Below are 11,966 nucleotides of genomic sequence, written 5' to 3'. Positions count from 1 at the left end.
GTAGGAGCGGCTTCAGCCGCGATCAACCGTCGGGCCTGAAGGCCCTCCTACGTTGGGATCGGGCCTGAAGGCCCTCCTACGCAGGGCGGCGGTGGTGATCGAGTCGAAGAGGTCCGGCGGGAAATCGGCGGGCAGGCTGTTGCCCACCTCTTCCACCGCCGCGGGCAGTTTCTCCGCCAGCTCATCGAAGACGCCTTCCACGGCCCCGACCGGCATACCCGCCGCCGTCGCCGTCTCGATAAAGTGCTTCGGCGTGATCCGATCCAGTCGGTACTGGCGATCGTCGCCCACTGCCATCGACAGCTTCATCTGCCCGTGATTCAGCTGTCCGCGGTCGGCGAGCGGCTGCGTGGACATCACGTCGTACAGCGGCGTCAGCCGAAAACCGCCCGACGGGAAGAGAAACACGCTGAAATTCTTGGCATGGCCGTCGGTGGCCGCCAACAGCCAGAAAGCGATCTGCGCCTGCATGAACAGACGGCGGTCCTCCTCGGGCTCGTCGCTCGACTTCAGCAATTCCAGGATATCCGTGATACCCGGTCCGCCCCGGTTCTCGTACTTCCGTGAAGCCGGAACCGACAACGCCTGACAGAGATCCTCCTGCGGCCTGCGCAGCAGGCGGCCGTCCCGCGTCCAGAGGCGGTCAAAGCGCTCGACAACCAGCGCCCTCACGCCCGCGAAGTCGACGATCTCCGTATGCGCGACCGGCAGGCCCATCGCCTCGAGCAGGCGCAGGCAGAGATGCTCGTTCTCGACGCTCCGCGTCAGCTCACGGCCCTGATGCAGGCCGATCTGCGGCTTCAGGATGTGCGTGGTGGGCGAGGCGCCGAGCGGCACATGCCAGCGATTCCGCCAGTAGAACAGCGCAGTCTTCTCCTGCACGCCGGGGATCGAGATGCGGAACGCCTCGTCGTCGCCCAACCCCAGCGGCGCGACGGAGAGATTCCTCAGCCGGTCCGCGATCTCCTCATCGCTGATGGGCTCGGCCTCGACGGCACCGGCCCTCGGCGGCTCCTGCCCCTCCGGCAGAAACTGCAGGGCACCGACGCAATCCCGGCCGATCGCGGCCAGCAGGCTGTAGACATCGGTACCCTCGGCGCCGGTCCGCGCCGCCACCGCGGTCCGCACGTCACCGCTGTCCGGCAGCAGATTGTCGAACACCGCAACGACCGGATCGCCGACGTACGGGTCCTCCCGCAACGGCAATGACAGGGAGACCGGGAAGGCGTGCTGCCAGTCGAGCCACTCCCCGGCGTAGCGGAAATCGATGGCCCCGGACGGCGCTCGGCGAAGCTGCCCCACCAGACGGCCGTTCAACCAGACGCCGAGGGGGACTCGACTGCGCTTCCGCGGCATCAGAAGAGATCTTCGAGACGCTCGGCCGACGCCCGGCCCCGCTCGTCGATGGTCAGCTCCAGCCCCAGCGCCGCGAGCACGACGAGCAGGGTGCTGAGCCGCACGTCGCCCTCGCCGCGTTCCAGGTCGGAGATAGTGGCCTGTCGCAGGCCCGTCTTCGCGCCGAGGTCCGCCTGGGTCAGACGCGACTGGCGGCGGGCGCGGCGGATGGCGGCGCCGATCTGGGTGGCGTTGCGGGCGGTTTGGGGCATGGCGACGACTCCTTACCCCCCCAATATATACGCCTAAACGTATATACTGTCAATATACGCTGAGACGGATAAAATGTTTTTATACGTTAAACCGTATGTTATTGGCTTATCTGGCCGAAATATCTTCCCGAACCCCTCGTGGCATCTCAGCCGGGTCGGCATCAAGCCGCCTGAACGTCGACCAGTTCGCCTTGGGAAGCAGGCTCCGGGATCGGCTCACCATCGGCCTTCAGCTCTTCGATGTGGAACCGGATCGCGTCGCGGATGAGTGCCACCACCTCATCGCGTGAATCGGCCGCCGCTATGCAGCCTGGCAGGTCGGGCACGTACGCGCCGTAGCCGGTCTCGCCCTTCTCAACGATCACGAGATATTGCATGGGGATCATTTTAGCCCAGCCTGTTTCATGATGCTTTTCAGCGTGCCAGGCGGTACCTCCGCACCTGGCTTCCCGGCCACTGTCACGGTTCCCGGTTTGATCGGATGCTGGAAATGGCGATGGCTGCCACGGACCCTCACCTGTACCCAACCATCCCGCCTCAGAGCGCTCAGTACATCGCGCACCTTCATGCAGCAAGCGTGAAGAGGCCTCGCTCAAGCTGCTGCAGGGAAAAATGGATGTCCGATGAAGAAATCCACGTGGAGGCACGATTCGGGTGACAATCATGAGACCGTCCGTCACCCGGTAACCCCAATGCCCACACACCACCCAATCACCCTCCTAACCCTGGCGGTCACCCTACTCGCCACCCCGGCCGCCGCCGACTGGCCCGCCTACGCCGACGGCGACGACGTCTGCCTGGTCATCCACGAACTCGAGAGCGGCCGTGAATACGTGAGCGACGCCGACCGATGCAACGAGCCCCGCCGGCCCTATTCCACCTTCAAGATCCCCAATGCCCTGCTCGGCCTCGAGACCGGCCTGCTCGCGGATGCGGACTCCGTCATGCGCTACAACGCGGCACGCTATCCGGCCGAGGACTGGTGGCCCGCCGGCTGGGACCGGGATCAGCCGCTGCGCAGGGCCATCAACATGAGCGCCGTCCCCCTCTTCCGCCAGCTCGCGGCGGACATCGGCCCGGCACGCCTGCAGGCTTTCCTCCGCGACATCGACTACGGAAACGCCGACATCGGCGGCGAGGCCGATGCCTTCTGGCTCACCGGGGATCTGCGGATCAGTGCGGTGGAGCAGGTGGAGTTTCTGACGCGGCTTGCAACCGGGCGGCTGCAGGTATCGGCCGAGTCGGTCGCGGCGATCAGGGATGCGCTGGGGCGGGAGGTAGCGGCGGAGGCCGTGCTCTACACCAAGACCGGGAGCGGGCGGATCGAGGGGGATGGTGCGAGTGGATTCCTGGGTTGGCAGGTGGGATGGGTCGAGCGTGACGATGAAGTCACCGTCTTCGCCTTCTGGACGGAGGCGGAGACCTATCAGCTAATGAGAAGCAAACGCCAGGAGTTTCTGGAGACGTTCATCGGCCGGGCCCGGCTGACTCACCGTGCCCCTGCCGATCCGGCAGCGCACGCTACTGCCAGTTAAACGTCGCCCCTATCCCATACGTCCGCGGCATCCCGTAGTTCGAGCCGAATCCGACGCTGGAGAACAGCACCTGCGTGCGATAGGTCTCGTCGAAGAGATTCTCCGCCCACAGGAACGCATTCCAGGTCCCGTCCGCATTGGAGATGCCGACACGGGCATCGGCCAGCCAGTAGCTGTCCTCGATGGCCTCGGCCGGTGCGCGGATGATGTCGAAGGTCACCTCGTCCTGGTAATTCGCGGCGAGCATGACGTCTGCCATCAGATCCGGCGTCAGGCTCCATTCGTAACGTACCAGCGCGTTGAAGGTCAGCTCGGGCGAATTGGGAAGCTCGCTCCCTTCCGCCACGCCCGCGACCTCCGAACGGGTGATCTCGGTATCGAGGAGCCCCAGCCCCAGCCGGACATCCAGCCCCACCGCCGGGCGCCACCACAGCTCGGCCTCGGCGCCCGTGACCTCGGCATCACCCACGTTCGTGATCCCGAAGAGCGTACCCACGGGCGAGTCGAAGAGACCTCCGTAGAACTGAAGGTCCTCGTAATCATAGAAGAACACCGCCGTATTGAACTGCATCGTGCCGTCCAGCAGAAGGGACTTCGTGCCTATCTCCCAGGCATACATGGTCTCCTCTTCGAACGCGGTGAGATCGGCCGGGTTGAACGTCAGCTGCCCCTGGAAACCGCCGGACTTGAAGCCCTTGCTGATGCTCGCATAGACCAGCGTGTTCTCGAATCCGGAGTAGTCGACGCCCAGCTTCCCGGACAGGTCATCCACATCGTAGTCGTTGGAGACGGGAGGGAAGACCTGGATCTCGGCCCCGCCGGCGAGCAGGTAGGTGAAGGCGTCACTGAACTCCTTCTCCTCGTTCGTATAGCGCACGCCGGCTGTGAGTTTCCAGTCCTCCTGCCACTGCCATTCCGAGTGGACGAACAGGGCCTGCGAATCCGTCTCCTGGCGGTACTCGTTACCGATCGCATCGACCCCCGCCAGGCCCAGGAGCGGCAGCAGGTCGGATGCGTCGAACCGGTCGCGCGTCTCCACGTCGTCGTTACCGTAGAACGCGCCCCCGATCAGCACCCAGTCGCCGCTGGCGTACGTGGCGCGCAGTTCCTGCGAGAACTGCTCGACTTCATTCAGGAAGACACCATCCAGCTGGATGAGACTCGACGCGTCGCGATCCTCGATGTGCAGCCGCTGCAGTTTCTCGAAGCCGGTCACGGAGGTGAGCGTCAGCGCGTCGGACAGCGCCCAGTCGATGGTCAGCGCGCCGCCCAGGGCATCGAGGTCCATCTCCGACTCGTTGGACGCGGCCGAGGTGAAGGGATCCGTAATATCGTCATCCGCGGGGGTGAAGGGGTTGTCGACCTTGGTCAGCCAGACGTCCGACTGATCCTCGCCGCCGTGCGCATTGAACAGGACGGTGATCTCGTCGTTCGGCTGCCACTGGAGCAGCCCGCGCCAGGAAGTGCGGTCGATCTCGCCGACGTCCTCGCCGGTCAGCCGGTTGGTCTGGTGGCCCTCTCCCCGCTGGTAGGTCTGTGCGGCGAAGCGCCCGTTCAGCCCGGGTACGATCTGGCCGCCGATGGCGCCCTCCGCGCCCATGTACTCGTAATTGCCGACGTCCAGCGTCGCGGTCGCGTTGAAGTCCTCCGTCGGCTTCCGGCTGATGAAGTTCACGGCACCGGCCGTGGTGTTGCGTCCGTACAGCGTCCCCTGCGGCCCTTTCAGCACCTCGATCCGCTCCAGGTCGAACAACTGGAACGTCAGCATGGCGGGTGACACCAGGTACACCTCGTCCACGTAGATGCCGGCGGCCGGGTTGTTGTTGACCGCATAGTCATTGAGACCGACGCCGCGTATCACGACGTTCGGGATGCTGTTCGCGAGGGTCTCGTTGATCTTCACGTTAGGTGTCTGGGCGGCAACGTCTTCGGGTTTGAAGAAGCGCAGCTCGCGGATCTCGTCGGAGCTGAACACGCTGACGGCCAGGCCGACATCGTTGAAGCTCTGCTCGCGCTTCTGCGCAGTCACGATGATCTCTTCCAGCGCCGGCGTGGCATCACCGGCCTGCGTGTGCCCCTGGTTGGGCAGCAGCAAGGCACAGGTCAGAGTGCCGATGGCGGTCCAATGGATTGTCTTCATTTTGCTAACTCCAGGGGATAGTGAGATCAATGTGTCAGCCTTTGTCCGTCATGAATCCCGGCATGTCGTAGCCGTCGATTTGCTTCACGGAAGGCGGCGGATAGGCGAGCTTGCTGTGGCTGAGTCCGGTCTTCACCAACGCGTCTGCCATATGCACCGCAAGCGGTATTGGGTCGATGACCGGGACGTCGTGACCGGCCTCCTGCAAGGCCGCACTCATGGCGTCCGCGCAGCCGAGAAAGCCGGTGCAGCCGAGGATCATGTAATCCGCATGGTCCGCCTCGATGGCGGCGATCGCCTTCCCGGTGAGCGCCTTGTTCAGCGCCTCCATGCTGTGACTGATGTCGAGCACCGGGATGTCGACGGCCTGGAAGGAGGCGTAGTTGTGGGTCAGGCCATAGGTCGCGACCAGATTGTCGATCAGAGGCCTCAGCCGCTCGAGCACGGTGATGAACGCGAAGCGGTGGCCCAGCGTGCTGGCCACATGCATCGCGGTCTGGCACGGCCCGAGGACCGGGATGGACACCACCTCGCGGCAGGCGTGCAGCCCCGGATCGCCCATGCAGTCGATGATGATGGCATTGGCGCCTTCGCGCTCGGCGTCGATGGCCTTGCGTATCGTTCCCGGCAAGCTCAGCGCCTCGTCGAACTCGGATTCGATGGACGAGGGACCCTGATCGATCAGGCTGTGGCGGATCTCGAGATCGTCGCGCAGGAACGGCTCCACCTCGTCCAGCGTGCGGATACCGCGCGTCACGATCGGCGTGATCAGCTGAATGATGGTCTTTTTGGGTGTAGTCATGATTGGCCTCCCGGTCAGTCCGGAATCTCTTCCAGCGGCACGAAGTCCTCTTCGATGCCGAAGCAGCGCGGGCCGAATACGGCCAGCGACTCCGGCCGCCGCATGATCGGTGCAGCGCTGGTGGCAATGACTTTCACGCGCTGGCCGTATTTCAGGTTCTCGACGGTGATGGGTGTCGCCGTCTCCCGGTCCACCAGGCTGATCAGGTCCGGCACGATGGCGCGTGTCCTGCCGTCCTCGCGGGCGACGAGGTGCTCGTTCTGGAAGGTCACCTCCATCTTCCGGCCGGACCCGTCCAGCGCGGCCAGGTGGCAATGACCCACGGAGAACCCGGCCTTCGTCTCGCGCTGGATGTCTGCCACCTTGCCGTCGAACAGCACCTTGCAGTGATTGTAGTAGGGCGTGGTACGCAGATAGCTGACCAGTGTCTCCACCGGGTCGCCCTCCCGGCGGCCCTGCTCGATGGCGCGGCCGATCTCCATGGCGAGGGTCAGCGTGCCGCGCACGGCGCTGCGCTTCAGGTCGGCGCCGCTCATCGGGTAGCTGGATATGATCACGCTGCAGCCGAGGTGCACCGAGGTGATTCGCACCAGATCCTCTGCCGACTTCGCGTCTGCGGTATCGACGATCACCGATGTCAGGTGATCGTCCGTCACCGACAGCGGCGTGCAGGGCACCCCGAAGATGTTGAAGGTGACCATCTGGATCTCGGGGAAGGCGCGCCCCATGCCGTCGGCGTCGATCAGCGGCAGTCCCAGCCGGGCAGCCGCCATCACCGGTATGAGAGAGTTCAGCCCGCCGATCTCGATGCCGACCAGCGCATCGGGTTTGCGGCCCAAACGCTGGGCGAGACGCTCGATCGCGAGGTCCACGTCATCGCCGCAGGCGGCCTTCTCGCCAAGCACCGCGGGCACGCCGAGCATCGCAATCGTGAAGACCAGCGCGTCGTCGTCTATCTCTTCCGCATCGACGATCTTGGGCGCCCCGTGTTCCTTTATCGCATTCAGCGCCAGCAGCCGGCCGATGTACGGATCGCCGCCGCCGCCCGTGCCGAGGAAGGCGGCGCCGGTCGAGATGTGGTGCAGGTCCTCGGTCGTGATCTCCATAACGCTCAGCCCTCATCAGCCGTCAGGGAAGCGGCAAGTTCGCCCGCCACCTTGAGGCGAATCCGCACGGCCCCGCCGGGCATGTAGGCCAGCGGGATCTCCTCCTGTTCGATCACCTGCAGCGTGCCCGCATCCGCGCCGGCCGCGACCGCACGCTCGATGGCCTCCTCGCGGGCCGTCTCCAGCGCCTGCTCGCGCCCCACGGCCTCGTAGGCGAAGATGCGATCCGTCTCGCCGCTCACCTGGGCGATGGAGGCGCCGATGGCATTGGCGACGCCGGCGTGTTCCGGGACGATCATCTCCGAGGTCCCCGGGATCTGCTCTGCCACCAGCACCGCACCGCCGCCCACCAGGATCAGAGGGATCGGGTCGCCGCTGGTCTTCATGCGGTCCACGCCTTCGGCGAGCATCTGGTGGATACGGCGGCGGGCGGCCTTCACCAGGCCGGCGTCGAGATCGGCCACCCGGGAGGCATCGCCGATGTCCGCATCGCCGGCGGCCACGGCGATGTCGGTGGCGCAGAGCGTATCGCCGCCGAACACCTTCGCCTCCTCGCGCAGGCGGTAACCCACCGAGCGCGGCCCGATCCGGATACCGCCGTCCGCATCCCTGGCGACGAGCGAACCGCCGCCGAGACCGACGGCCAGGATATCGGGCATGCGGAAGTTGGTCCGCACGCCGCCGATGTCCACGGTGATAGAGGACTCGCGCGGGAAGCCGTTCGACAGCATCCCGAAGTCCGTCGTCGTACCTCCGATGTCGGCCACCAGCGCATCCTTCAGGCCCGACAGGTAGGCGGCACCGCGCATGCTGTTCGTGGGGCCGGAGGCGAACGTGAGCACCGGGTACTTCTCCACGAAGTCCGCGCTCATCAGCGTGCCGTCGTTCTGGCTGACGAAGAACGGCGCCTCGATGCGCAGCTGCTCGAGTGCGGAACGGAAGGAGGCGAGCACCGAGGCCGAGAGGTCGGCGAGACTCGCGTTCATGATCGCCGCGTTCTCGCGCTCCAGGATGCCCATGCGGCCGATGCGCGAGGACACGGTCACCTGCGCCTCCGGGAACTCGTTCAGGACGATCTCCTCGGCGCGCTGCTCCATGTCCGCATTCACCGGCGAGAAAAGGCCCGTCACCGCCACCGTCTTCAGGCCCTGCCGGCGGATGTCTCTGGCCGCCTCCGCCACCGCCTGCTCGTCCAGGGGATCGGCGATGCGTCCGTCGAACTGGTAGCCGCCGCGGATCAGGTAATGGGCGGAGCCGACGACGGCGGCGATGTCCTCCGGCCAGTCGGTCAGCGGAGGCAGGCCGCGGGTCGAGGGCATCGCGATGCGGATCACGCCGACCGGCAGCAGGTCATTCCGCTGGACGAAAGCATTCGTGAAATGGGTGGTGCCGATCATGACGCCGGAGATGCGCCCGGCATCGATGTCCGCAGCCTTCTGCACTTCGCGGATGGCCGCGATGATGCCGTCGCTCACGTTGGCCGAGGTGGGAGCCTTATGGGTCGACAGCACGGTCCGGCCGTCCATGACGACAGCATCGGTATTGGTGCCGCCCACATCCACGCCGATACGGATCACTGATGCGTACTCCCCGCCTTACCCCGCTCACTGGGAACCTTGCATCGGGCCTCCCGGTGGCAGAACACCTGCCCCGGGTAGGGTGGGGTATCAGATCGGGTAGGTCAGGCCTCCGGCCGGCTCAGAGGAGGCGGCGCCGGATGGTGGCGGAAACCGCATCTTTCCGGGAGTTCACGCCCAGTTTGCCGAAGATGTTCTTCATATGGAACTTGACCGTGTTGATGGAGAGGTCCATCGCATCGGCGATCTCCCGGTTCGAGCGGCCCTGGATCAGGAAGCGCAGTACCTCCTGTTCGCGGGGACTCAGGGCGGATTCCGGCTCGCCGGGGCGGCGGGCGGCGCTCCGCATCTCGGTGGCCAGCTCGGTCAGGAAAACGTCGCGGAGCCGGTTGCCGCGGCGCCGCTCCGAGGCGGCGGCCAGCTCGGCGATCACGTCCGCCAGCACGTCGCTCTCGTCGAGGAAGGGCCGTTTCAGCCCCTCGAACAGGGCCGGCGCGAGCGCGGCCTCGAAGGCGGCATGGGCCTCCTCCTGGCGGCCCAGCTTCCACAGCGCTGCCGCCAGCAACAGCGACAGCGTGATCAGCGAACGGTGATGCCGCCGCCGACGCGCCCGGTCGGCCTCGGGCGCGAGCAGACGCGCGGCGCGGTCGTACTCTCCGGCGGCGAGCAGAGCGCGTCCCGCCCGCCAGATGTGGAGGTGATGCATGACCGGGTCGGTCGATCCGTTGTGATCCTGCGCGGCACCGGCGTTACCGCCGTCGCCCGGCGGTAACTCACCGTACCCCGCCTGCAGCAGATCGATGGCCAGAGCGAGCCGCGTGATGCCGCGATTGACGGCGGTCGACTTCGCCCGGCGCACGATGTTCTGCTGGGCGGCGGCATCCCGTCTCGCCCGCGCGATCTTCAGCGCCGTCGAATACGCCGCCAGGTACACGTCGAACCAGGCATCGAACCGCTCGATGTGCGCGAGCGCCTCCTCCACCAGCTGGCCTGCGGCATAGAGATTGTTCTTCTCGTATTCCACTTCCGCCAGGAACGCCCGGCCGATGGCCGCAGAGTCATGCCCGGCCCCGAAGTTCTCCACCGCCAGCTCGTAGCCCTCCCGGTACAGCGCCTCGGCATCCCTGAGGCGCGCCTGCGCCATGCAGGCACAGCCCTCGTGGAAATAGATGAAGACCTCGCCCCACTGCGAGCCCATCCGGCGGAAGTGCATGATCGCCTGGTCGCCCGCGGCCATCGCCTCGTCCAGCCGTCCGGTCCGCCCGTACAGCGCACACAGCAGGTTATAGCAGACCGCCTTCATCACGTGGTTGTCGTTGGCCAGCGTCTCGCCGAGCTGCTCGAGCTTGCGCACCTCGCTCTCGCCGATGTCGCGGTCTCCATAGCGCGCGAGCAGACTCTCCATCAGCCGCCCCTCGCACTCGAGCTGCCGATCGGTGGATGGGTCGTTCAGGTGCCGGGCCGCGAACTCGCCGAACTCCCGTTCCGCCGCGGCAACCTCACCAACACGCGCAGTCAGAAACATCCTCGCGAGCCAGACCCTGGGATAGCGCTGCGTCACCTCCGCCGGGATCTTCGACATCGCATGCTCGACGATGCCCACGTGGCCGAGCAGCGCATAGTGCCAGCCGCCCAGCGACTCCAGCAGTCCGGCGATCCGCTCCGGATCGCCGCTGCCGAGTGCGTGCTGCACGGCCTCCTGGGTATGGCCGTGCTCGCCGAACCAGCCGGCCGCCATGCCGTGCAGCTCACGGAGCTGCGCCTCGGACTGACGGCGCAGACGCTCCTGCAGAAACTCGGAGAACAGGCGGTGGTAGCGATACCACGCGCGGTCGCGATCCAGTGCATGCACGAACTGGTCGCGGCGCTCGAGGCGTTCCAGGATCTGCCAGGAATCGTGGCGCCCGCAGAGCAGATCGCCGAGCTCGCCGTTCACCCGCTCCAGGATCGAGGTGCGCAGCAGGAAGCGCTGCTCCTCGGCGCCGAGGTTGTTCAGCACCTGCTCCAGGAAATAGTCCACCAGATCGGAGCTGCGGCCGGAGACCTCCCGCAGCGTATCCTCCATGGTCGCGCCCTCGGCCAGCCACAGCCGCACGGTCTGCAAGGCGACCGGCCACCCCTCGGTGCGTTCGAAGAGCTCTTCGGCCCAGCCCGCCCTGACGCCCGGTTGCACCAGAGATCCGAGGAAGCTCTCGATCTCGGCAACGGAAAACCGGAGGTCCGCCTGATCGACCTCGACCAGCGCTTCGCGCATGCGCAGATCGGCGAGCGACAGCTTCTCCGGATACTCCCGCGCGCTGATCACCAGGTGGATGTCTTCGGGCAGATCGGCCAGCAGCATGTGGACCAGGTCCCGGACCTCCGGGGCATCGGCGCGATGGAAGTCGTCGAGGATGATGACATGGGGTCCGCGACACCGGCCGAGCGCCGTCACCACGGCAGCCCGCACCGCCACCGACGGAGAGTTGGAGAAGCCCTGCCGCGAATCCGGAAACTCGAACCCGGCGGAAAACCCCGCGGCCCGGCAGGCCTCCGTCAGATAGGTGAGAAACTGGAAGGGATCCTGGTCGTACTCGTCCAGCGAGTACCAGGCAACGGGTATCGACCGGGACAACAGCGACTCACGCCACTCCGCCAGCACCGCGCTCTTGCCGCAACCGGCCGGCGCATGCACGAGCCCGGCACGCGCCGTGAGAATCTCGTCCAGCCGCGAGAGCAGACCGTCGCGCCCCACCGGCTGGCGCAGCCTGACCGATGGTGCCAGTTTGGATGCGATGACCCAGTCGGCGACGGGGGTTTCGTTCATAGGTTGGAGGGCCTGGGAATCGTCTTCCGGGTGAGCATACCGAAGCGGCCGACCGGCGGCACCAGTATGTCGAATACGGCACTGCCAACATCGGCGGCGAGGCCGATGCGTCCTCGCTCAGCAGGGATCTGCGGATCAGTGCGGCGGAGCAAGTGGAGCTTCCGACGCCACTTGTGACCGGGCGGCTAGAGGTGTCTACCGAGTTGGTTGCCGCGCTCAGGGGTGCGCTGGGACGGGGTGTCGCACCAGGGGTATTGCTCTATGCCAAGACCGGACGCGGGCGGATCAAAGGGGATAGAGCGAGTGGATTCCTGCGGTGGCAGGGGGGGTTAGGTGGAGCCTGACGGTACGATCACCGTCGCCGCATTCTGGACGGAGGCTGAGATCTATGAG

General features: G+C 66.1%; 10 protein-coding genes. 1 reads left to right on the top strand and 9 read right to left on the bottom strand.

Going from position 1 to position 11,966, the window contains the following annotated elements; genetic code table 11:
- Window positions 1-12: 12 nt before the first annotated feature.
- The 4 genes from ACJMK0_RS05040 to ACJMK0_RS05025 form a co-directional block, all read right to left on the bottom strand.
- Window positions 13-1,356, bottom strand: coding sequence for a type II toxin-antitoxin system HipA family toxin (locus ACJMK0_RS05040; RefSeq protein ID WP_405236111.1), 1,344 nt, complete (start codon window positions 1,354-1,356; stop codon window positions 13-15).
- A complete protein-coding gene (locus ACJMK0_RS05035; RefSeq protein WP_405236109.1) occupies window positions 1,356-1,607 on the bottom strand; it encodes a helix-turn-helix domain-containing protein in 252 nt (83 codons plus the stop codon). The genes ACJMK0_RS05040 and ACJMK0_RS05035 overlap by 1 nt, the downstream gene beginning before the upstream one ends.
- A gap of 161 nt (window positions 1,608-1,768) precedes the next feature.
- Window positions 1,769-1,984 carry a type II toxin-antitoxin system HicB family antitoxin gene (locus tag ACJMK0_RS05030; RefSeq protein WP_405236107.1) on the bottom strand — a complete coding sequence of 72 codons (216 nt, stop codon included), beginning with the start codon at window positions 1,982-1,984 and terminating at the stop codon, window positions 1,769-1,771.
- Between the two features lie 5 nt (window positions 1,985-1,989).
- Entirely contained in the window at window positions 1,990-2,175 is a 186-nt protein-coding gene (locus tag ACJMK0_RS05025) for a type II toxin-antitoxin system HicA family toxin (protein WP_405236105.1), read from the bottom strand.
- Between the two features lie 124 nt (window positions 2,176-2,299).
- On the opposite strand from ACJMK0_RS05025, the gene ACJMK0_RS05020 reads away from it, so the two are divergent.
- Window positions 2,300-3,142 (top strand): penicillin-binding transpeptidase domain-containing protein, encoded by an 843-nt coding sequence (locus tag ACJMK0_RS05020; protein WP_405236102.1) that lies wholly within the window; start codon window positions 2,300-2,302, stop codon window positions 3,140-3,142.
- Here ACJMK0_RS05020 and ACJMK0_RS05015 read toward each other — a convergent pair.
- The 5 genes from ACJMK0_RS05015 to ACJMK0_RS04995 form a co-directional block, all read right to left on the bottom strand.
- Window positions 3,129-5,282, bottom strand: coding sequence for a TonB-dependent receptor (locus tag ACJMK0_RS05015; RefSeq protein WP_405236100.1), 2,154 nt, complete (start codon window positions 5,280-5,282; stop codon window positions 3,129-3,131). The genes ACJMK0_RS05020 and ACJMK0_RS05015 overlap by 14 nt on opposite strands.
- Window positions 5,283-5,316: 34 nt before the next feature.
- On the bottom strand, window positions 5,317-6,084 hold the full coding sequence (locus ACJMK0_RS05010) for an aspartate/glutamate racemase family protein (protein WP_405236098.1): 768 nt from the start codon (window positions 6,082-6,084) through the stop codon (window positions 5,317-5,319).
- 14 nt (window positions 6,085-6,098) lie between these two features.
- Window positions 6,099-7,190, bottom strand: a complete 1,092-nt coding sequence (locus ACJMK0_RS05005; protein ID WP_405236096.1) for a DUF917 domain-containing protein — start codon at window positions 7,188-7,190, stop codon at window positions 6,099-6,101.
- 5 nt (window positions 7,191-7,195) lie between these two features.
- Window positions 7,196-8,764, bottom strand: a complete 1,569-nt coding sequence (locus tag ACJMK0_RS05000) for a hydantoinase/oxoprolinase N-terminal domain-containing protein (protein ID WP_405237894.1) — start codon at window positions 8,762-8,764, stop codon at window positions 7,196-7,198.
- A 124-nt stretch (window positions 8,765-8,888) separates the two neighbouring features.
- Window positions 8,889-11,573, bottom strand: a complete 2,685-nt coding sequence (locus tag ACJMK0_RS04995; RefSeq protein WP_405236093.1) for a LuxR C-terminal-related transcriptional regulator — start codon at window positions 11,571-11,573, stop codon at window positions 8,889-8,891.
- Between the last annotated feature and the right edge of the window lie 393 nt (window positions 11,574-11,966).

The sequence above is a fragment of the Lentisalinibacter orientalis genome, assembly GCF_040706535.1.
GTDB lineage: Bacteria > Pseudomonadota > Gammaproteobacteria > Steroidobacterales > Woeseiaceae > Lentisalinibacter > Lentisalinibacter orientalis.
Note: the sequence above shows the minus strand (reverse complement) of the source record. Positions and strands in the feature narration are given on the sequence as shown.

Coding starts and splice junctions, on each gene's coding strand:
- ACJMK0_RS05040 (WP_405236111.1), bottom strand. CDS start 1,356: ATGCCGCGGAAGCGCAGTCGAGTCCCCCTCGGCGTCTGGTTGAACGGC.
- ACJMK0_RS05015 (WP_405236100.1), bottom strand. CDS start 5,282: ATGAAGACAATCCATTGGACCGCCATCGGCACTCTGACCTGTGCCTTG.
- ACJMK0_RS05025 (WP_405236105.1), bottom strand. CDS start 2,175: ATGAAGGTGCGCGATGTACTGAGCGCTCTGAGGCGGGATGGTTGGGTA.
- ACJMK0_RS05035 (WP_405236109.1), bottom strand. CDS start 1,607: ATGCCCCAAACCGCCCGCAACGCCACCCAGATCGGCGCCGCCATCCGC.
- ACJMK0_RS05030 (WP_405236107.1), bottom strand. CDS start 1,984: ATGCAATATCTCGTGATCGTTGAGAAGGGCGAGACCGGCTACGGCGCG.
- ACJMK0_RS05005 (WP_405236096.1), bottom strand. CDS start 7,190: ATGGAGATCACGACCGAGGACCTGCACCACATCTCGACCGGCGCCGCC.
- ACJMK0_RS05020 (WP_405236102.1), top strand. CDS start 2,300: ATGCCCACACACCACCCAATCACCCTCCTAACCCTGGCGGTCACCCTA.
- ACJMK0_RS05010 (WP_405236098.1), bottom strand. CDS start 6,084: ATGACTACACCCAAAAAGACCATCATTCAGCTGATCACGCCGATCGTG.
- ACJMK0_RS04995 (WP_405236093.1), bottom strand. CDS start 11,573: ATGAACGAAACCCCCGTCGCCGACTGGGTCATCGCATCCAAACTGGCA.